We start from the raw sequence: 19,864 nt of genomic DNA, 5'->3' as shown, positions 1-19,864 counted from the left end.
TGTCAGTCCCGTGGTGTGCAATGGATGGCGTGCCCGCGCTCGACGAACCACTCAGCAAGAAGTCCCTCGGCCCCGCCACCGCGAAGGTCCTGGCCGAGGCACTCGACCTGCACACGGTCGGGGACCTGCTCCACCACTACCCCCGCCGGTACGCCGAGCGGGGGGAGCTGACCGCCCTCTCCGACCTGCCGCTCGACGAGCACGTCACGGTGGTCGCGCAGGTCGCCGACGCCCGTGTGCACACCTTCAACGGCTCCAAGGGGCGCGGCCAGCGCCTCGAAGTGACCATCACCGACGGCAGCGGCCGCCTCCAGCTGGTCTTCTTCGGCAAGGGCGTCCACAAGCCCCACCACGACCTGCTGCCCGGCACCCGCGCGATGTTCGCCGGCAAGGTCTCGCTCTTCAACCGGCGCCTCCAGCTCGCCCACCCGTCGTACGAACTCCTCCGCGGCGACGGCGAGGAGGCCGTCGACGTCTGGGCCGGCGCGCTCATCCCGATCTATCCGGCCACCACCAAGATGGAGTCCTGGAAGATCGCCAAGGCCGTCGACGCCGTCCTGCCCAGCGCCGTCGACGCAATCGACCCGCTCCCCGACGCCCTGCGCGAGGGCCGCGGCCTCGCCGAGCTGCCCGACGCCCTCCGGCTCATCCACCGGCCCCGCACCAAGGCCGACATCGCCACCGCGCGCGAGCGCCTCAAGTGGGACGAGGCCTTCGTCCTCCAGGTCGCCCTCGCCCGCCGTCGGCACGCCGACACCCAACTCCCCGCCGTCGCCCGGCGACCCGCCCCCGACGGCATCCTCGACGCCTTCGACGCCAAGCTCCCCTTCACCCTCACCGACGGCCAGCAGAAGGCCTCCAAGGAGATCTTCGACGACCTCGCCACCGAACACCCCATGCACCGCCTGCTCCAGGGCGAGGTGGGCTCCGGAAAGACGATGGTGGCGCTGCGCGCCATGCTCGCCGTCGTCGACTCCGGGGGACAGGCCGCCATGCTCGCCCCCACCGAGGTCCTCGCCCAGCAGCACCACCGCTCGGTCACCGAGATGATGGGCGAGCTCGCCGAGGGCGGGATGCTCGGCGGCGCCGAGCGGGCCACCAAGGTCGTCCTGCTCACCGGATCCATGGGGGTTCCCGCACGCCGACAGGCCCTGCTCGACCTGGTCACGGGGGAGGCCGGCCTCGTCATCGGCACGCACGCGCTGATCGAGGACAAGGTCCAGTTCCACGACCTGGGCCTGGTCGTCGTCGACGAGCAGCACCGCTTCGGCGTCGAGCAGCGCGACGCCCTCCGGGGCAAGGGGAAGCAGCCCCCGCACCTCCTGGTGATGACCGCCACCCCCATCCCGCGCACGGTCGCCATGACCGTCTTCGGCGACCTGGAGACCTCCGTCCTCGACCAGCTGCCCGCCGGACGCTCCCCGATCGCCAGCCATGTCGTCCCCGCCGCCGACAAACCGCACTTCCTCACGCGCGCGTGGGAGCGGGTCCGCGAGGAGGTCGAGAAGGGCCACCAGGCCTACGTGGTCTGCCCCCGCATCGGCGACGAGGAGGACCAGAAGAAGAAGGCCAAGGCGTCCGCCGAGGACGAGGCCGAGAAGCGCCCGCCGCTCGCCGTCCTCGACATCGCCGAGAAGCTCCGCACCGGCCCCCTCACCGGACTCCGGATCGCCGTCCTGCACGGCAGGATGCACCCGGACGACAAGGACGACGTGATGCGCCGCTTCGCCGCGGGCGAGCTCGACGTCCTGGTCGCCACCACCGTCATCGAGGTCGGCGTGAACGTCCCCAACGCCACCGCCATGGTGATCATGGACGCCGACCGCTTCGGCGTCTCCCAGCTCCACCAGCTCCGCGGCCGCGTCGGCCGCGGCTCCGCCCCCGGCCTCTGCCTCCTCGTCAGCGAGATGCCCGAGGCCACCCCCGCCCGCCAGCGCCTCGCCGCCGTCGCGGGCACCCTCGACGGCTTCGAGCTCTCCCGCATCGACCTCGAACAGCGACGCGAGGGCGATGTCCTCGGCCAGGCCCAGTCCGGCGTCCGCTCCTCCCTGCGGGTCCTCACCGTCATCGACGACGAGGAGGTCATCGCCGCCGCCCGCGAGGAGGCCACCGCCCTCGTCCTCGCCGACCCCGACCTCACCGCCCACCCCGGCCTGCGCACCGCGCTCGACGCCCTGCTCGACAAGGACCGGGAGGAGTACCTGGAGAAGGGCTGACCGCACGGTGTGGACCGCGGTCATATCCTGAGACGTACGCACTGGACGACGCAGGACGAGGACACCGATGACTCGCGTGATCGCCGGCACCGCCGGCGGGCGCCGCCTGGCAGTGCCGCCCGGCAACGGCACCCGACCCACCTCCGACCGGGCGCGCGAGGGCCTCTTCTCCACCTGGGGAGCGTTCCTCGGCACCCTCGACGGGGCACGGGTCGCCGACCTGTACGCGGGCTCCGGCGCCGTCGGCCTCGAAGCGCTCTCCCGGGGAGCCGCCCACGCCCTCCTCGTCGAGGCCGAACCGCGCGCCGCGAAGACCATCCGCGAGAACATCTCCTCGCTCGGTCTGCCCGGCGCCGAACTCCGCACCGGCAAAGCGGAGCAGATCGTGACGGGACCGGCGCCCTCCGACCCGTACGACCTGGTCTTCCTCGACCCGCCGTACGCCGTCTCCGACGAGGAACTCCGCGAGATTCTCCTCACACTGCGCTCGGGGGGCTGGCTGAGCGAGGATGCCCTCGTCACCGTGGAGCGCAGCACCAGAGGCGGCGAATTCGGCTGGCCGGCCGGTTTCGAACCACTGCGGGCCCGTCGTTACGGCGAGGGAACGTTTTGGTACGGTCGCGCCGCCTCTACGTGCGAAGACGCACGATGACCGGACCGGAGAGCGAGGGACCCAAGTTGCGCCGCGCCGTCTGTCCGGGGTCATTCGACCCCATCACCAACGGACACCTCGACATCATCGCCCGCGCCTCCAAGCTGTACGACGTCGTACATGTCGCGGTGATGATCAACCAGTCGAAGAAGGGCCTGTTCACGGTCGAGGAGCGGATCGAGCTGATCCGCGAGGTGACCGCCGACTTCGGCAACGTCGAGGTGGAGTCCTTCCACGGACTGCTCGTCGACTTCTGCAAGCAGCGCGACATCCCCGCCATCGTCAAGGGACTGCGCGCGGTCAGCGACTTCGACTACGAGCTGCAGATGGCCCAGATGAACAACGGCCTCACGGGTGTGGAGACCCTCTTCGTCCCCACCAACCCGACCTACAGCTTCCTCTCCTCCTCACTGGTCAAGGAGGTCGCGGCCTGGGGCGGCGACGTCTCCCACCTGGTCCCGCCGACGGTGCTTCCCCGGCTCACCGAGCGCCTGGCGCAGAAGTGACGCGCGGCCACCGTCGCTGACGCTCCGTCATCTGGTGTCGGACGGGCGCCGACTGCCCTTACAGTCGTCCCGTCCGTCTCCATCCAGCTGAGAGAGTGGCGAGCACCCGGTGGACGTACAGAAGAAGCTCGACGAGATCGTCGCGACCGTGCAGGGCGCCCGCTCCATGCCCATGTCGGCATCCTGCGTGGTCAACCGGGCCGAGCTGCTCGCCCTGCTCGAAGAGGTACGGGAGGCCCTGCCCGGCTCCCTCGCCCAGGCCCAGGAGCTGATCGGCGGCCGCGAGCACATGGTCGAGCAGGCCCGCCAGGAGGCCGACCGGATCATCGAGGCCGCCCACGCCGAGCGCGGCACGATCGTCTCCGACACCCAGGTCGCCCGGCAGTCGCAGGAGGAGGCCGACCGGATCCTCTCCGAGGCCCGCCGCGAGGCCGAGGAAGTACGCGCGGAGGCCGACGACTACGTCGACTCCAAGCTCGCCAACTTCGAGGTCGTCCTCAACAAGACCATCGGCTCCGTCGACCGGGGCCGCGAGAAGCTCCTCGGCCGCGGTCCCGGCCTCGACCAGGACGGCTACGCGGACGAGGACGCCCCCGAGTACAGCGCCGACCCGCAGACCCTAATCCACCGGGCCGACGAGTACGTCGACGCCAAGCTCGGTGCCTTCGAGGCAGTGCTCAGCAAGACCCTGGAGGCCGTCGGGCGGGGCCGGCAGAAGCTGCACGGCCGGATCGCCACCGACGCCCTGGGCGAGCACATGGCCGCCCAGGACGGTCTCGGCGGCACCGTGCACACCAGCGACTCGGACTACCTCGCCGGACTCGCGGAGCTCTCCGACCCCGAGCCGGTGCAGATCCCGGCCCAGCAGCAGCCCCAGCCCGACCCGTACGCGGCGTACCAGCAGGTGCAGCAGCAGCCCGACCCGTACGCCGGCTACCAGCAGGTCCAGCAGCAGCCCGACCCGTACGCGTACCAGCAGCAGCCGCAGCACCCCGACCCCTACGGCTACCAGCAGCAGGACCCGTACGCGTACCAGCAGCCGGTCCAGCAGCAGGTCCACCAGCAGCAGGGCGCCTCGCTCGACGAGACGAGCTTCTTCGACACGAGCATGATCGACCTGGAGCAGCTCCGCCGGTACGAGCAGGGCCAGGGTCACTAGCCGGCCAGGGCCCGTCCGGCGGATCCAGGCCGGACGGTGCCGGGCGGGGACGGGGGCGGTAAGCCCTCAAGGCCCGGATTGGGCCCTGAGCGAAGCGTCCAGTATCCTGGCTCTTCGGTCGCGCGTAGTCCGCGATCCTTGCTGCCCACGTTCGGCAGCCTCCTCACGATGCGACACGATTCGAAAGCAGGAAGAGCCCTGAGCACGCGCCTTGACCACCGCAACCCCCTCGTGTTCGACACACACGAGCTCGGGCGGCGTCCTGGTGCCCTCCAGCGGATCTCGCGTTCGATCGAGGCCCCCAGGGACCTGGGCGTCGAAGGAGTGATCGGAGTGCCCCAGGGCGCTCCGGTGGAAATCGATCTCCGTCTTGAGTCGGTCATGGAAGGGGTGCTTGTCACAGGCACCGCCCGTGCATCGGCCGAGGGGGAGTGCGTAAGGTGTCTGGAGCCCGTCGAGCTGGAGCTCGATGTGGACTTCCAGGAGATGTTCTCGTACCCCGACTCCGACGACCGGGGCCGCTCCAAGGCGGCCGCGGACGACGAAGCCGAGGCAGACGAGGACATGATCCCCCTCGAGGACGGCATGTTCGACCTCGAACCCGTGCTGCGTGATGCGGTGGTGCTCGCACTGCCGATGCAGCCGGTGTGCCGGGAGGACTGTGCAGGCCTGTGTTCCGAATGTGGAACCAACCTGAACGAGAACCCGGACCACCACCATGACGCCGTCGACGCTCGTTGGGCGGCACTGCAGGGACTCGCCGGTTCGCTGGGAACCGATGAGAAGGACAACATGAGCGGCAAAGCCTCTGACGGGGACGTCCGAAGCGCCGCCGAGAAGCAGGAGAAGTAGCCGTGGCTGTTCCGAAGCGGAAGATGTCGCGCAGCAACACGCGCCACCGCCGGTCGCAGTGGAAGGCTGCGGTCCCCACCCTGGTTTCGTGTGAGCGTTGCCAGGAGCCGAAGCTGCAGCACATCGCGTGCCCGAGCTGCGGCACCTACAACAAGCGCCAGGTCCTCTCGGTCTGATTGGGCTGGTGAGAGGCGCAATGTCTGAGTCCCGCAAGACGGACGACAAGACGGACCATGCCTCGTCCCACACGCTTCTGGAAGGGCGGCTCGGCTATCGGCTCGAGTCCGCCCTTCTGGTGCGTGCGCTGACCCACCGTTCGTACGCGTACGAGAACGGCGGTCTGCCCACCAACGAGCGGCTGGAGTTCCTCGGGGACTCCGTGCTCGGCCTGGTGGTCACGGACACGCTGTACCGGACCCACCCTGATCTGCCGGAAGGCCAGCTGGCCAAACTGCGGGCCGCGGTGGTCAACTCTCGTGCGCTGGCGGACGTGGGGCGCGGACTCGAACTCGGCTCCTTCATCCGGCTCGGCCGGGGCGAAGAGGGCACGGGTGGCCGGGACAAGGCGTCCATCCTCGCCGACACCCTTGAAGCGGTGATCGGTGCGGTCTATCTCGACCAGGGCCTCGACGCGGCGTCCGAGCTGGTGCACCGGCTCTTCGACCCGCTGATCGAGAAGTCCTCGAACCTCGGTGCCGGCCTGGACTGGAAGACCAGTCTCCAGGAGCTCACCGCGGCCGAGGGCCTGGGTGTTCCGGAATACCTCGTCTCCGAAGAGGGCCCGGACCACGAGAAGACGTTTACTGCTGCCGCCCGCGTCGGTGGTGTCTCGTACGGCACCGGCACCGGCCGCAGCAAGAAGGAAGCGGAACAGCAGGCGGCGGAGTCCGCATGGCGCGCGATTCGCGCGGCGGCGGACGAACGCGCGGCGGCGGCCAAGGCCGCGGCCGAGGCGGGAACGGGAGCGGTCTCCGACCCCTCTACGACCGCCCACCGGACATCGGCCTGACGGCCGGAAGCCCCGCTTCCCGAGAACCCCGCCCCAGGGCGGGGTTCTCGTCTTTCCCGCCGATTCCGCGGCGGTAGGGTTGAACCGCTGTCGAAGACGTACGTCCGGAGGAGTCCCGTGCCCGAGCTGCCCGAGGTCGAGGTCGTACGGCGCGGTCTGGAGCGTTGGGTCGCCGGGCGGACCGTGACCGAGGTCGAGGTGCTGCACCCCCGGGCCGTACGGCGTCATCCGGCGGGTGGCGCGGACTTCGCGGCCCGGCTGAAGGGGCACCGCTTCGAGGTGGCGCGCCGGCGTGGCAAGTACCTCTGGCTGCCGCTCGCCGAGACCGGCGTCTCCGTCCTCGGACACCTCGGCATGAGCGGGCAGCTGCTCGTCCAGCCGGAGGACGCCGCCGACGAGAAGCACCTCCGCATCCGGATCCGGTTCGACGATTCCGCCGGCACCGAACTCCGCTTCGTCGACCAGCGCACCTTCGGCGGGCTCTCGCTCCACGACCAGACCCCCGACGGGCTGCCGGACGTCATCGGGCACATCGCCCGCGACCCGCTGGACCCCGAGTTCGACGACGCCGCCTTCCAGAGCGCGCTGCGCCTGCGCCGTACGACGGTCAAGCGGGCACTGCTCGACCAGTCGCTGATCAGCGGCGTCGGCAACATCTACGCCGACGAGGCGCTCTGGCGCTCCCGGCTGCACTACGACCGGCCGACCGCCACCCTCACCCGCCCGCGCTCGGCCGAACTCCTCGGGCACGTCCGGGACGTGATGAACGCGGCCCTCGAAGTCGGCGGCACCAGCTTCGACAGCCTGTACGTGAACGTCAACGGCGAGTCCGGCTACTTCGACCGCTCGCTCGACGCCTACGGTCGCGAGGACGAGCCCTGCCACCGCTGCGGTACGCCGATGCGGCGCCGGGCCTGGATGAACCGCTCCAGCTACTTCTGCCCGCGCTGCCAGCGCCCGCCGCGCGCGAGCGCCTGAGGAATCAGGTGCCGACCGGGGCCTCGCGCTCCGCGTCGTAGCTCTCCCGGGCCGCCTCGACTTGGGGCATACGGCCCTCCACCAGCTCGATCAGGCCGATCAGCCGCTCCGCGATCTCGCGGCCGAGCGGGGTGAGCCGGTAGTCGACCCGCGGCGGGTTCGTGGGCTGCGCCTCGCGATGGACGAGTCCGTCGCGCTCCAGGGCGTGCAGGGTCTGCGACAGCATCTTCTCGCTCACGCCGTCGACCCGGCGCCGCAGCTCGTTGAACCGGAACGTCCCGTCGTGCAGGGCGCCCAGCGTCAGGCTGCCCCAGCGGCCCGTCACGTGCTCCAGCGTGCCGCGCGAGGGGCAGGCCCGGGCGAACACGTCGTAGGCGAGGTCGTCAGTCATGCCCTCCACCGTACTCCCGCGCAGCGCTTACCGCTATGAGTGCGCTCACCTATGGGTTGCGCTATCGAAAAGTTAGTGCTTTGCTTCTGGTCGTCCGGTCCCCACGGATCCGTCCCCGCCCAAGGAGCCCCTTGTGACCACCCCCGTCGTCTCCATCGCCTACCACTCCGGCTACGGCCACACCGCCGTCCTGGCCGAGGCCGTCCGTGACGGCGCCGCCGACGCGGGCGCCACCGTCCACCTGATCAAGGTCGACGGCATCACCGAGGCCGAGTGGGAGCTGCTCGACTCCTCCGACGCGATCGTCTTCGGCTCCCCGACCTACATGGGCACCGCCTCCGGCGCCTTCCACCAGTTCGCCGAGGCCTCCTCGAAGCGCTGGTTCGCCGACGCCTGGCTGGACAAGCTCGCCGCCGGCTTCACCAACTCCGGCTCCAAGAGCGGCGACAAGCTGCACACCCTGCAGTTCTTCCAGACCCTCGCCGGCCAGCACGGCATGACCTGGGTCAACCTCGGCCTCAAGCCCGGCTGGAACACCAGCGAGGCCTCTGAGAACGACCTCAACCGCCTCGGCTTCTTCTCGGGCGCGGGCGCCCAGACCCACAGCGACCTGGGCCCCGAGGGCGTCCACAAGGCGGACGTCGCCACGGCCGAACACCTCGGCCGCCGTGTCGCCCTGACGGCCCGCACCTTCGCGGTCGGCAGGGCCGCCGCCTGACGTCCCGTAGGCGAAAGGGCCCCGTCACCGGGAAGGTGACGGGGCCCTTTCGCGTATCCGGCCGGCCTGTCGGCCCGGTGGCCGAAGAAGTGAGGGGCGGGGGCTCTGGCCTGCGCCGTAGCGGTCACCGGCCGTCAGCGTCGGTCGCCGCCGGAGACACGGGGGAGGTTCCCGCATCCGGGCGCCCTCGGCGTCAGATGTGACGCGGCGGGCGATGACCCGTATGGACCGAGGCGCAAGAGCTCGTCCGCCGGGTGCGCTCGGTAGCGTTGCCGGGACGGGCACGCCGCAGTGCCTGGGCGTGGCGTTCGGAAGGGGAGACGGTGCTGATCCAGGCAGTCGGAGCTGTGTTGCCGGCGGCGCTCGCGGTCGCCCTCAGCCCTTTCCCCCTGATCGGGATCGTGCTGATCCTGGCCGGCCGACAGGGCCGGCGCAACGGCCTGCTGTTCACGGCCGGGTGGGTCGCCGGGCTCGGGATCGTGGCAACGCTCGTCGTGGTCGTACTCGGTGGAGCCGACGACCCCGAAAGCCCTTCGTCGGCGCTCGCGGACTGGGGACGGGTAGTCGCCGGAGCGGCCCTCATCGTGCTGGGGGCGCGCACATGGTGGCGGCGTCCACGTGCCGGCAGCGAGGCCGAGACGCCACGCTGGATGGCGTCACTCGATGACATCTCGGCCCCGCGGGCGCTGCTCCTCGGTGCGCTGCTGTCGGGCGCCAACCCGAAGAACCTCGTCCTGGCGGCCTCGGCGGCCACGTCGATCGTCGAAGCGGGGGCTCACGACGGCGATCTCGTCGTGGCCGTCGCCGTCTTCGTTCTGGTCGGATCCTGCACCGTCCTCGGCGCCGTCGCCATCCATCTCCTCGGCGGGCGGCGCGCGGCGTCGTTCCTGGACGGTGTCAGGCAATTCATGATCACCAACAGCACCGTGATCACCGTGATCGTGCTCCTCCTTCTGGGCGCCGGCGTTCTGGGAGACGGGCTCACCGGACTCGGTCGGTGAGCCCTCCCATCGGCGGCCCGAGTGAGGCGTCGAGCCGAACGGCTTCACGGCCGCGGGACTGTCTATCGGGCTCCCTCGATGCATCGAGGCAGCAGCCGCCGCCCTGGTGCGGCGACGGAACGCCGGTGGAGCGCGCCACTGGCAGAAACGACCGCACGCGGACCGCTGTGGACGCGAAATGGGCCGCCCCGGGTGCCGATCACGGCCCCGGGACGGCCCATACGCATGCGGAGAGTTCTGACCTGCGGGAGGCTCAGTAGCCGAAGTCCTGGGTCCACCAGGGGCCGCCGTCGCCGAAGTGGACGCCGACGCCCAGGGTGGTGAAGTCGCAGTTCAGGATGTTGGCGCGGTGGCCGTCGCTGTTCATCCAGGACTCCATCACGGACGCCGCGTCCGCCTGGCCGCGGGCGATGTTCTCGCCGCCGAGGCCCGAGATGCCCGCCTTCTCGGCGCGTGCCCACGGCGTTGCGCCGTCCGGGTCCGTGTGGTCGAAGAAGCCGCGGGCCGCCATGTCCGAGCTGAACGCCCCGGCCAGTGCGGCGAGCCGCGCGTCGGCGCTCACCGGTGAGCAGCCCACCTTGGCGCGCTCGGCGTTGACCAGTCGGACGACCTCCGCCTCGGCGGCCACGCCGCGGTCGGCGGTGGAAGGGGCCGAGGTCTTCTCGACCGGGGCCTCGGTCGTCGGGTCCGGCTTCGGCGCCGGGGCCTTCGTGGAGGGCGCGGCCGTGATCCGCGGGGCGGCCGGCTTGGTGGTCGGCGCCTTGGTCGGCGCCTTGGTCGGCGCCTTCGAAGGGGTCTTCGACGGGGTCGGCGTCGCCTTCGGGGTCGGCTTCGCGGACGGGCTGGCCGACGGCGAGGCCGTCTTGCCCTTGTCCGTACCCGCGCTCGCCTTCGTGCTCGTACGCGCGCTGCCCGAGGAGGCCGAGTCGCCCGTCGGGGTCCCGGTGGACCCGCCCTGGGTGGTCAGCTCCGGGGCCTGCCGCGACTGGCTCGGACGCTCGCTCGTGCCGGCGCTGCCGACCGTGAAGGTGTCCCCGCCGGGCAGCAGGCCCGAGGTGACGGCGATGGCGCCCACCGCGACGGCGGCGGAGGCCCCGAGCAGGCCGGTGCGCAGGGGCGCACCGCGCCGCTTGCGGCGGGTACCCCGGTGCCGGCGGTCCGTACCGTCCGCGTAGTCTTCGGCGGCGGGTGCGGCTCCGGCGCGACGGTGGCGTCCCATCTGGTCTGCCTTCCTCTGCTGGTCCTGTGCGGGTCCTGCTGGCCTTTGCTGATCTTTGCTGGCCTTTGCTGTCGGCACCGCTTCGGGCCGTCAGTCGAACAGCGCACGCCCGAACGGGTGGGGCGTGTTCGGTCGGGACTGTAGTCCATGCGAGCCGGGGGCGATGTGCTCATCTGGCAATCCGCCCGATAACGTGCAGTCATGAGTGACGACGTTCGGATGACCGCGTGGGTACGCGGCCGGGTACAGGGAGTGGGCTTCCGCTGGTTCACCAGGGCAAACGCTTTGGAGATCGGCGGCCTCGTGGGCTTCGCCCTGAACCTCGACGACGGCCGGGTGCAGGTGGTGGCCGAAGGGGCGCGTGAGAATTGCCACCGTCTGCTCGCCTGGCTCCACTCCGCCGACACACCCGGGCGCGTGGACGGCGTCACTGAGATCTGGGCCACCCCGCGTGGCGGCTACGACGGCTTCGCCATCCGCTGACGATCACTCTCCGACACCTCTTCCGGTGACCGAGAGAGGTGCCGGGAAGACGCGCGGTAACAGCCGTGCGGCGGGGAAAGCGCCTGGTGGTTGCCAAGAAGCGCCCGTCGTGGAAGGCTGCCCGGTAAGGAAGATCGCGACGCCCTGAGGCACCGAGTTCCCGAGGCCCGCCGCCCGTTGAGCGGCCGTGGACTCCTCGGTCGCCCCTTCGCGCGGGGCGTGATCGTGTTGACCGTCAAACTTTTTGGTGAGACGCTGGAATCCCCGCGCACCTTAGCTGTTTGGCAGTGGAACCGGCACGACAAGCAGTACTGCCGAGCACCGCGGGTGCGAAATCCCTCACGACCCAACCGCTTCGGTCGGTCACTCATTGTGGAGGACCATCCATCATGGCAAAGGCGCTTCTCGGTTACGTCGGCGGCTCCGACCCGCGACTCCTCGCCGAGATGCGACGGCTTCAGCAGCGCGTCCAGGACCTGGAATCCGAGCTGGTACGGATCCAGTCCGAGAACGACTCGCTTGCCGCTGCCGCCGCTCAGCACCAGGGAGAGTCACTGCTGAACAGCATCGACCTCGACGTACCCCAGGCGGAGCCTGCGCTCACCTGACAACCCAGCCCCGACGGGCCAGGTGGGAAACACTCACGCCGGCACAGCTCGACACACAACCGGCAGAGACAGACATGCAAGGGGCGCTCAGGCGTCCCTTCTTTCTTTCACCCGCTGTTTCCCCCACGTACCACCCCTCCTCATCCGAGGATCTGCCCTGCACCTTCGCGGGTGAAACGCACGGGCCCCGGTAGAGTCCCCGGGTGCACCTCAAGGCCCTGACCCTCCGCGGATTCAAGTCGTTCGCCTCGGCCACGACCCTGCGGTTCGAACCCGGAATCACCTGCGTCGTGGGCCCCAACGGATCCGGCAAGTCCAACGTCGTGGACGCCCTGTCCTGGGTCATGGGCGAGCAGGGCGCCAAGTCGCTGCGCGGCGGCAAGATGGAGGACGTCATCTTCGCCGGCACGACCGGGCGCCCACCGCTCGGCCGTGCCGAGGTGTCCCTCACCATCGACAACTCCGACGGCGCGCTGCCCATCGACTACGCCGAGGTCACGCTCACCCGGATCATGTTCCGCGGCGGCAGCAGCGAGTACCAGATCAACGGCGACACCTGCCGACTGCTCGACTTCCAGGACCTGCTCTCCGACTCCGGCATCGGACGGGAGATGCACGTCATCGTCGGGCAGGGCCAGCTCGACTCCGTGCTGCACGCCGACCCGATGGGCCGCCGCGCCTTCATCGAGGAGGCCGCCGGCGTCCTCAAGCACCGCAAGCGCAAGGAGAAGGCGCTGCGGAAGCTCGACGCGATGCAGGCCAACCTCGCACGCGTCCAGGACCTCACCGACGAACTGCGCCGCCAGCTCAAGCCCCTCGGCCGGCAGGCCGCCGTCGCCCGCCGCGCCGTCGTCATCCAGGCCGACCTGCGCGACGCACGGCTCCGCCTCCTCGCCGACGACCTCGTCCACCTCCAGCGGGCCCTCACCGCCGAGGTCGCCGACGAGGCGGCCCTGCTCGCCCGCAAGGAGACCACCGAGACGGAACTCCGGGCCGCGCTCGCCCGCGAGGCCGAACTCGAGGCCGAGGCACGCGCGCTCGTGCCCCGCCTGGAGCGCGCCCAGCAGAACTGGTACGCCCTCTCCCAGCTCGCCGAACGCGCCCGCGGCACGGTCTCCCTGGCCGACGCGCGCGTGAAGAGCTCCACCGCCGCGCCCGCCGACGAACGCCGCGGCCGCGACCCGGAGGACCTGGAGCGCGAAGCGGCCCGCGTCCGCGAACAGGAGGCGGAGCTGGAAGCCGCCCTGGAAGCGGCCGAACGAGCCCTGGAGGACACCGTCGCCCACCGGGCCGAGCTCGAACAGGCACTGGCGGCCGAGGAGCGCCGCCTCAAGGACCTGGCCCGCGCCCTCGCCGACCGGCGCGAGGGCCTCGCCCGCCTCCACGGCCAGGTCAACGCCGCCCGCTCGCGCGCCGCCTCCGCCCAGGCCGAGATCGACCGCCTCGCCGCCGCCCGCGACGAGGCGGGGGAGCGAGCCGTCACCGCCCAGGAGGAGTACGAGCAGCTCAAGGCGGAGGTCGACGGCCTCGACGCCGCCGACACCGAGCACAGCGAGCGGTACGAGGCCGCCCGCCGCGAACTCGCCGACGCGGAGGCCGCGCTGAGCGCCGCCCGCGAGGCCGCCGCCACCGCCGAACGCCGCCGCGCCGCGACCCGGGCCCGGCACGAGACCCTCGCCCTCGGGCTGCGCCGCAAGGACGGCACGGGCGCGCTGCTCACCGCCGGACTCAGCGGGCTCCTCGGCCCGGCGGCCGAACTCCTCACCGTCACCCCGGGACACGAGATCCCCGTCGCCGCCGCCCTCGGCGCCGCCGCCGACGCGGTCGCCGCCTCCGGACCCTTCGCCGCCGCCGAAGCCCTCCGGCTGCTGCGCAAGCAGGACGCGGGCCGCGCCTCGCTGCTGCTGACCGGAGCACCGGATCCTGCCCCCTTCCCCGAGGCCGGACTCCCCGCGGCCCAGGGGTACCCGTACGCCGCCGACCTGGTCCGCGGGCCCGACGACCTCATGAGCGCCGTCCGCCGGCTGCTCGCCGGAGTCGTGGTCGTCGGCGACCTGGACGAGGCCGCCGAACTGGTCAGGACCCGGCCCGCGCTGACCGCCGTCACTGCCGAAGGGGACCTGCTCGGGGCGCACTTCGCCCAGGGCGGCTCCGCCGGGGCCCCGAGCCTTCTCGAAGTCCAGGCCTCGGTCGCCGAGGCCGCCGCCGAACTCGACGAACTGGCCGTACGGTGCGAGGAGTCGGCGAACGTCCAGAGCGAGGCCGGCGAACGGCGCCGTACCGTCGCCGCACTCGTCGAGGAACTCGACACCCGACGCCGTACCGCCGAGCGAGAGAAGTCGGCCGTCGCCCAGCAGCTCGGCCGGCTCGCCGGCCAGGCCAGGGGAGCCGCGGGCGAGGCCGAACGGACCGCGGCCGCCGCCGCCCGCGCCCAGGAGGCCCTGGAGAAGGCGACCGCCGAGGCGGAGGAGCTCGCCGAGCGACTCCTCGTGGCCCAGGAGACGTTCGGGGACGGTGGGGACGAGGAAGCCGACACCGCCACCCGCGACCGGCTCGCGATCGACGGCTCCAACGCGCGCCAGACCGAGATGGAGGCGCGGCTCCAGGTCCGTACCCACGAGGAGCGGGTCAAGGGGCTCGCCGGGCGGGCCGAATCGCTCGACCGGGCCGCCCGCGCGGAACGCGAGGCACGCGCGCGTGCCGAGCAGCGCCGGGCCCGGCTGCGCCACGAGGAGCGGGTCGCGGGAGCGGTCGCGGCCGGCGCCCGGGGCCTCCTCGCCCATGTCGAGGTCTCGCTCGTCCGCGCGGAGCAGGAGCGGGTGGCGGCCCAGGCGGCGCGGGCCGACCGGGAGGAGGGCCTGACGTCCGCCCGGACCCGGGGCCGGGACCTCAAGGCCGAACTCGACAAGTTGACCGACTCCGTGCACCGGGGCGAGGTCCTCGGCGCCGAGAAGCGGCTGCGGATCGAGCAGCTGGAGGCGAAGGCGCTGGGGGAGTTCGGTGTGGAGGCGACCGCGCTGGTCGCCGAGTACGGCCCGGACCAGCCGGTACCGCCGTCGCCGGTTGTTGCCGACTCCCCAGCCGTCTCCGCCGACTCCGGCGACGGCGACGGCGACGGCGAGGGCGCGAAAGCCGAAGAGCCGCGTCCCTTCATCCGTTCGGAGCAGGAGAAGCGCCTCAGGGGCGCCGAACGGGCGTACCACCAGCTCGGCAAGGTCAATCCGCTGGCCCTTGAGGAGTTCGCGGCCCTGGAGGAGCGGCACCGCTTCCTCTCCGAGCAGCTGGAGGACCTGAAGAAGACCCGGACGGACCTGCTTCAGGTCGTGAAGGAGGTCGATCTGCGGGTCGAGCAGGTCTTCACGGAGGCGTACCGGGACACGGCCCGTGAGTTCGAGGGCGTCTTCTCGCGGCTCTTCCCCGGCGGCGAGGGCCGGCTGATCCTCACCGACCCCGACAACATGCTCACCACCGGCGTCGAGGTGGAGGCCCGCCCGCCCGGCAAGAAGGTCAAGCGGCTGTCGCTGCTGTCCGGCGGTGAGCGCTCGCTGACGGCCGTGGCGCTGCTGGTCTCGATCTTCAAGGCCCGGCCCAGCCCGTTCTACGTGATGGACGAGGTCGAGGCGGCGCTCGACGACACCAACCTCCAGCGGCTGATCCGGATCATGCAGGAGCTCCAGGAGTCCTCGCAGCTGATCGTGATCACCCACCAGAAGCGAACGATGGAGGTCGCGGACGCGCTGTACGGCGTGTCCATGCAGGGTGACGGTGTCTCGAAGGTGATCAGTCAGCGACTCCGCTGAGCATCCCCCACCCACTCTGTTCAAGTGTTGAACTCAACCCACCTCACAGTGCTGATTAAGTCACATGACATCACCTATTGACTTCGAAACTTGAAGGCATAGTCTCTGCAACGTTGCTTTTACCTTCACGTGGTGGGCGGCGTGATGTTGTGCGCCACTGGAAGGGCTTGCCCCCCACCGAGGAGTCCATGTGACCAACACCGCGCAGGCGCCCACGCCGCCGCCTTCCGAAGGCCGAGCCGCCCACCCGGACCACCTCGGCCACGTCATCTTCATCACGGCGTCCGCCGCGATGGGCGGTTTCCTCTTCGGATACGACAGCTCCGTCATCAACGGCGCCGTCGAGGCGATCCGCGACCGCTACGACATCGGCTCCGGCACCCTCGCCCAGGTCATCGCCATCGCCCTGATCGGCTGCGCCATCGGCGCCGCCACCGCCGGCCGGATCGCCGACCGCATCGGCCGCATCCGCTGCATGCAGATCTCCGCGGTGCTCTTCGCCGTCAGCGCCGTCGGCTCCGCGCTGCCCTTCGCCCTCTGGGACCTTGCGCTCTGGCGGATCGTCGGCGGCTTCGCCATCGGCATGGCCTCCGTCATCGGCCCGGCGTACATCGCCGAGGTCGCCCCCGCCGCCTACCGCGGCCGCCTCGGCTCCTTCCAGCAGGCCGCGATCGTCATCGGCATCGCCATCTCCCAGCTGGTCAACTACGGCATCCTCCAGCTCGCCGACGGCGACCAGCGCGGCGAGATCGGCGGCCTGGAGGCCTGGCAGTGGATGCTCGGCGTGATGGTCGTGCCCGCGCTCCTCTACGGCATGCTCTCCTTCGCCATCCCCGAGTCGCCCCGCTTCCTCATCTCCGTCGGGAAGATCGACCGGGCCAAGGAGGTCCTCTCCGAGGTCGAGGGCCACGGCGTCGACCTCGACCACCGCGTCGCCGAGATCGACGCGGCCATGCGCAGCGAGCACAAGTCCACCTTCAAGGACCTGCTCGTCGTCGGCTCCCGCTTCCGACTGCTCCCCATCGTCTGGGTCGGCATCGGACTCTCGGTCTTCCAGCAGCTCGTCGGCATCAACGTCGCGTTCTACTACTCCTCGACGCTCTGGCAGTCCGTCGGCATCGACCCGTCGAGCTCGTTCTTCTACTCGTTCACCACGTCGATCATCAACATCATCGGCACCGTGATCGCGATGGTCCTGGTCGACCGCGTCGGCCGCAAGCCGCTCGCCCTCGTCGGCTCCGTCGGCATGGCGATCGCCCTCGCCGTCGAGGCCTGGGCCTTCTCCGCCGACCTCGTCGACGGCAAACTGCCCGAGACCCAGGGCGTCGTGGCCCTCGTCGCGGCCCATGTCTTCGTGCTCTTCTTCGCCCTCTCGTGGGGCGTGGTGGTCTGGGTCTTCCTCGGCGAGATGTTCCCCAACCGGATCCGCGCGGCCGCCCTCGGCGTCGCCGCCTCCGCCCAGTGGATCGCCAACTGGGCCATCACCGCCAGCTTCCCGTCCCTCGCGGACTGGAACCTCTCCGGCACCTACATGATCTACACGTTCTTCGCCGTGCTCTCGATCCCCTTCGTGCTCAGGTACGTCAAGGAGACCAAGGGCAAGGCGTTGGAGGAGATGGGCTAATCCCCCGCTGCCCCTCTCCTCACCAACGGCACTGCCCCGGCCCAAGGCCTCACGCCTTGAGCCGGGGCAGTACGCCGTGTCACCCCGGGTCGTACGCCGTCGTGCCGGACGCCCTACGCCTTGAGCCGGGGCAGTACGTCCTCGCAGAACAGCCGCAGACCGCGCCACCCCTCCTCGACCGGCATCCCGCCGCACAGCGGATGCAGCACCAGGCTCTCCAGGCCGAGCGCCACGCACTCCTCCGGGGTGACGACCCGGTAGACCCCCTCCGCGCGCAGCTCCGCCACCGTCGTCGCCGTCGACCGCACCGCCGAACGGATGTCCTTCGACTGCCAGGAGGCGTACGTCCGCGCCTCGTGCAGGAAGTGCTCCCCGTACTCCGCCCAGGTCCGGTCCGGGTCCTCCGACAGATGCAGCAGCGGCGTCACCTCGGCCGGCATCATCGTCCAGCCCTCCGTGCCGTACTCCGCGCACCGCTCCCGGTAGTACGCCTCAAGGTCCGGCAGGTGCGCGCTCGGGAAGAACGGCAGCCCGAGCCGGGCCGCCCGCCGCGCCGCCGCCCGCGACGAACCCCCGACGAGCAGCATCGGATGCGGCTGGGTGAAGGGCCGCGGGGTGACCCGTACCGTACGGCCCTGATACGTGAACGGCTCCCCGGTCCACGCCGTCAGCAGGGTCTCCAGGAGCAGGTCCTGGAGCTTCCCGCGCCGCCCCCAGTCGACCCCGCGCTCCTCGTACTCCTCCGGCCGGTACCCGATCCCCGCCACCGTCACCAGCCGCCCGCCGCTCAGCAGGTCGAGGACGGCGATGTCCTCGGCGAGCCGCAGCGGGTCGTGCAGCGGCCCGATGATCGCGGAGACGGTGACGGCGATCCGCTTCGTCGCGCCGAAGACCGCCCCCGCGAACGCGAAGGGGGACGGCAGCCAGTTGTTGTCGACCCCGTGGTGCTCCTCGGTCTGCACGGTGTCGACCCCGTGGGCGTCGGCGTACGCGGCCATCTCGACGGCGGCCCGGTAGCGGGCCGAGAGGGATTCGGGGGTCGCGCGGGGATCGACGAGGTTGAACCGTACGACGCTGAACGGCATGGAAAGTCCCCCTCCGCGGGTGGGATACCGGCGAAGGGGGACGTTAGCTGACGCAGCGTCAGATGGAAACGGTCTCGCGGACCTCGTCCGGCTCCACCGGCGACCGCTCCGGCGCGCGCGTGCGGGGCAGCACGGCGTACAGCACACCCGCCACCACGATCGTCGCCGCCCAGCCCAGGCCGTTCTCGCCGATCCAGGAGGAGGCGAGCGGACCGGAGAACCAGTCGACCTTCGTGAAGAGCAGCCCCACGACCAGCGCCACCGCCCACGACGTCATCGCCTGCCAGGCGAAACCGCCCCGGTACCAGTAGGCGCTGGTCCGGGTGGTGTCCATGAGCGCCACCGCGTCGTACGACCTGCGCCGCAGCATGTCCACGCCGAAGACGCCGATCCAGGCCGAGAACGCCACCGCGAGCAGGGTCAGGAAGGAGATGAACGAGCCGATGAAGCTGGTCGCCACCACCATGAGCAGGAAGCCGAAGATCAGGCTGATCACCGCGTTGACGCTGACCGCCGCCGCGCGCGAGACCTTGATGCCCAGGGTCTGCGCGGTGAACCCGGCCGAGTACATCGACATCGAGTTGATCAGCAGCATCCCGATCAGGGCGATCACCAGGTACGGCACGGAGATCCACATCGGAAGCAGCTCACCGATGAAGGAGACCGGGTCCTGCGCCGAGGCCAGGTCCGGCGTCGACACCGCCATGACCGCGCCCATCAGGACCATCGGCAGGACGACGATCCCGGCGCCGCCGACCGTCGAGCCGACCATCGCCTTCGACGAGGCCGTACGGGGCAGATAGCGGGTGAAGTCGGGGCCCGAGGGCACCCAGCTGATGCCGCCGGCCGCGATCGTGCCGATGCCCGCGATCATCATCGCCGTCGAACCGGCCGGCTTGTCGAAGACCGCCGACCAGTCGGTGTTCGCCACCAGATAGACCAGGACGAGGACCGAGAAGGCGCCGAAGAGGTACGTGGACCACTTGCTGCACACCCGCAGCGCGTTGATCCCGAGGCCCGAGACGAGGAAGGTGCAGGTGACGAAGAGCAGCAGCGTCACCACGATGAGGAACGTGTTCGACTTCACCCCGAAGAGCAGGTCGAGGACGGTCAGCACCGCGTAGGCGCCGGTGACCGCGTTGATGGTCTCCCAGCCCCAGCGGGCGACCCAGATCAGCGCTCCGGGAAAAAGGTTTCCCCGCTGACCGAACACGGCTCGCGACAGCGCCATCCCGGGCGCGCCGCCCCGCTTGCCCGCGATCGAGATCAGACCGACGATCCCGTACGAGAGGACGGGCGCGGCGACCGCCACGGCCAGGACCTGCCAGAAGTTCAGGCCGTTGAAGACGATCAGGCCGGCGCCCATCGTGAGCAGCAGCACACTGATGTTCGCGGCCACCCAGGTCGGGAAGAGCTCGCGGACCCGCCCGGTCCGCTCGGCGTCGGGGACGGGTTCGAGACCGCGGGTCTCCATGGCGCCGTCGTGCGTCGCGCCTGCGGCTTCGGAGGCGTCGTGGGGCATGGGGGTACTCCGTACAGATGTGGGGGGAACCCACCCAGCGT

The 19,864-nt window shown here is 70.9% G+C and carries 18 protein-coding genes; 14 read left to right on the top strand and 4 right to left on the bottom strand.

Annotated elements, in window-relative coordinates; translation table 11 throughout:
• The first annotated feature begins 20 nt into the window (after positions 1 to 20).
• From recG to mutM, 8 genes are all read left to right on the top strand, one after another.
• A complete protein-coding gene (gene recG, locus OG259_RS12500) occupies positions 21 to 2,216 on the top strand; it encodes an ATP-dependent DNA helicase RecG (protein WP_328942341.1) in 2,196 nt (731 codons plus the stop codon).
• 67 nt (positions 2,217 to 2,283) lie between these two features.
• The gene (gene rsmD, locus OG259_RS12495; protein ID WP_328942340.1) at positions 2,284 to 2,868 is read left to right on the top strand and encodes a 16S rRNA (guanine(966)-N(2))-methyltransferase RsmD; all 585 of its coding nucleotides are present in this window, start codon (positions 2,284 to 2,286) and stop codon (positions 2,866 to 2,868) included.
• A 26-nt stretch (positions 2,869 to 2,894) separates the two neighbouring features.
• Positions 2,895 to 3,374 (top strand): pantetheine-phosphate adenylyltransferase, encoded by a 480-nt coding sequence (gene coaD, locus OG259_RS12490; protein WP_328947070.1) that lies wholly within the window; start codon positions 2,895 to 2,897, stop codon positions 3,372 to 3,374.
• A 109-nt stretch (positions 3,375 to 3,483) separates the two neighbouring features.
• Entirely contained in the window at positions 3,484 to 4,533 is a 1,050-nt protein-coding gene (locus tag OG259_RS12485; RefSeq protein ID WP_328942339.1) for an ATP synthase F0 subunit B, read from the top strand.
• Between the two features lie 168 nt (positions 4,534 to 4,701).
• Positions 4,702 to 5,385: a YceD family protein gene (locus OG259_RS12480; protein WP_328947069.1), complete on the top strand. Its 684-nt coding sequence runs from the start codon at positions 4,702 to 4,704 to the stop codon at positions 5,383 to 5,385.
• A 2-nt stretch (positions 5,386 to 5,387) separates the two neighbouring features.
• The gene (gene rpmF / locus OG259_RS12475; RefSeq protein ID WP_015036448.1) at positions 5,388 to 5,561 is read left to right on the top strand and encodes a 50S ribosomal protein L32; all 174 of its coding nucleotides are present in this window, start codon (positions 5,388 to 5,390) and stop codon (positions 5,559 to 5,561) included.
• A gap of 20 nt (positions 5,562 to 5,581) precedes the next feature.
• A complete protein-coding gene (gene rnc / locus OG259_RS12470; RefSeq protein ID WP_328942338.1) occupies positions 5,582 to 6,394 on the top strand; it encodes a ribonuclease III in 813 nt (270 codons plus the stop codon).
• A gap of 117 nt (positions 6,395 to 6,511) precedes the next feature.
• On the top strand, positions 6,512 to 7,372 hold the full coding sequence (gene mutM / locus OG259_RS12465) for a bifunctional DNA-formamidopyrimidine glycosylase/DNA-(apurinic or apyrimidinic site) lyase (RefSeq protein WP_328942337.1): 861 nt from the start codon (positions 6,512 to 6,514) through the stop codon (positions 7,370 to 7,372).
• Positions 7,373 to 7,376: 4 nt separating this feature from the next.
• Here mutM and OG259_RS12460 read toward each other — a convergent pair whose 3' ends face one another.
• Positions 7,377 to 7,763, bottom strand: coding sequence for a winged helix-turn-helix transcriptional regulator (locus OG259_RS12460; RefSeq protein ID WP_328942336.1), 387 nt, complete (start codon positions 7,761 to 7,763; stop codon positions 7,377 to 7,379).
• A 133-nt stretch (positions 7,764 to 7,896) separates the two neighbouring features.
• On the opposite strand from OG259_RS12460, the gene OG259_RS12455 reads away from it, so the two are divergent.
• Together OG259_RS12455 and OG259_RS12450 are read left to right on the top strand one after the other, a co-directional pair.
• Entirely contained in the window at positions 7,897 to 8,481 is a 585-nt protein-coding gene (locus OG259_RS12455) for a flavodoxin family protein (protein WP_328942335.1), read from the top strand.
• Positions 8,482 to 8,804: 323 nt separating this feature from the next.
• Positions 8,805 to 9,482: a GAP family protein gene (locus OG259_RS12450; protein ID WP_328942334.1), complete on the top strand. Its 678-nt coding sequence runs from the start codon at positions 8,805 to 8,807 to the stop codon at positions 9,480 to 9,482.
• A 253-nt stretch (positions 9,483 to 9,735) separates the two neighbouring features.
• Here OG259_RS12450 and OG259_RS12445 read toward each other — a convergent pair whose 3' ends face one another.
• On the bottom strand, positions 9,736 to 10,701 hold the full coding sequence (locus OG259_RS12445) for a CAP domain-containing protein (protein ID WP_328942333.1): 966 nt from the start codon (positions 10,699 to 10,701) through the stop codon (positions 9,736 to 9,738).
• A 201-nt stretch (positions 10,702 to 10,902) separates the two neighbouring features.
• Here OG259_RS12445 and OG259_RS12440 point away from each other — a divergent pair, with 201 nt between their 5' ends.
• The 4 genes from OG259_RS12440 to OG259_RS12425 all read left to right on the top strand — a co-directional run bounded on the left by OG259_RS12440 (position 10,903) and on the right by OG259_RS12425 (position 17,216).
• Positions 10,903 to 11,184, top strand: a complete 282-nt coding sequence (locus OG259_RS12440) for an acylphosphatase (protein ID WP_030325609.1) — start codon at positions 10,903 to 10,905, stop codon at positions 11,182 to 11,184.
• Between the two features lie 389 nt (positions 11,185 to 11,573).
• The gene (locus OG259_RS12435) at positions 11,574 to 11,792 is read left to right on the top strand and encodes a hypothetical protein (RefSeq protein WP_015036455.1); all 219 of its coding nucleotides are present in this window, start codon (positions 11,574 to 11,576) and stop codon (positions 11,790 to 11,792) included.
• A 203-nt stretch (positions 11,793 to 11,995) separates the two neighbouring features.
• On the top strand, positions 11,996 to 15,592 hold the full coding sequence (gene smc / locus OG259_RS12430; protein ID WP_328942332.1) for a chromosome segregation protein SMC: 3,597 nt from the start codon (positions 11,996 to 11,998) through the stop codon (positions 15,590 to 15,592).
• 190 nt (positions 15,593 to 15,782) lie between these two features.
• Entirely contained in the window at positions 15,783 to 17,216 is a 1,434-nt protein-coding gene (locus tag OG259_RS12425) for a sugar porter family MFS transporter (protein ID WP_328942331.1), read from the top strand.
• Between the two features lie 113 nt (positions 17,217 to 17,329).
• Here OG259_RS12425 and OG259_RS12420 read toward each other — a convergent pair whose 3' ends face one another.
• Together OG259_RS12420 and OG259_RS12415 are read right to left on the bottom strand one after the other, a co-directional pair.
• Positions 17,330 to 18,301: an LLM class flavin-dependent oxidoreductase gene (locus OG259_RS12420; RefSeq protein WP_328942330.1), complete on the bottom strand. Its 972-nt coding sequence runs from the start codon at positions 18,299 to 18,301 to the stop codon at positions 17,330 to 17,332.
• A 58-nt stretch (positions 18,302 to 18,359) separates the two neighbouring features.
• Positions 18,360 to 19,823, bottom strand: a complete 1,464-nt coding sequence (locus OG259_RS12415) for a cytosine permease (protein ID WP_328942329.1) — start codon at positions 19,821 to 19,823, stop codon at positions 18,360 to 18,362.
• Positions 19,824 to 19,864: the final 41 nt, after the last annotated feature.

This window comes from Streptomyces sp. NBC_00250 (assembly GCF_036192275.1).
Classification (GTDB): Bacteria; Actinomycetota; Actinomycetes; order Streptomycetales; family Streptomycetaceae; genus Streptomyces.
The sequence above is the reverse complement of the archived record's forward strand: the minus strand, read 5'-3'. Positions and strand labels throughout refer to the sequence as shown.

Coding starts and splice junctions, on each gene's coding strand:
- recG (WP_328942341.1), top strand. CDS start 21: ATGGATGGCGTGCCCGCGCTCGACGAACCACTCAGCAAGAAGTCCCTC.
- rsmD (WP_328942340.1), top strand. CDS start 2,284: ATGACTCGCGTGATCGCCGGCACCGCCGGCGGGCGCCGCCTGGCAGTG.
- OG259_RS12480 (WP_328947069.1), top strand. CDS start 4,702: ATGCGACACGATTCGAAAGCAGGAAGAGCCCTGAGCACGCGCCTTGAC.
- rnc (WP_328942338.1), top strand. CDS start 5,582: ATGTCTGAGTCCCGCAAGACGGACGACAAGACGGACCATGCCTCGTCC.
- OG259_RS12460 (WP_328942336.1), bottom strand. CDS start 7,763: ATGACTGACGACCTCGCCTACGACGTGTTCGCCCGGGCCTGCCCCTCG.
- OG259_RS12445 (WP_328942333.1), bottom strand. CDS start 10,701: ATGGGACGCCACCGTCGCGCCGGAGCCGCACCCGCCGCCGAAGACTAC.
- OG259_RS12440 (WP_030325609.1), top strand. CDS start 10,903: ATGAGTGACGACGTTCGGATGACCGCGTGGGTACGCGGCCGGGTACAG.
- OG259_RS12435 (WP_015036455.1), top strand. CDS start 11,574: ATGGCAAAGGCGCTTCTCGGTTACGTCGGCGGCTCCGACCCGCGACTC.
- OG259_RS12420 (WP_328942330.1), bottom strand. CDS start 18,301: ATGCCGTTCAGCGTCGTACGGTTCAACCTCGTCGATCCCCGCGCGACC.
- OG259_RS12415 (WP_328942329.1), bottom strand. CDS start 19,823: ATGCCCCACGACGCCTCCGAAGCCGCAGGCGCGACGCACGACGGCGCC.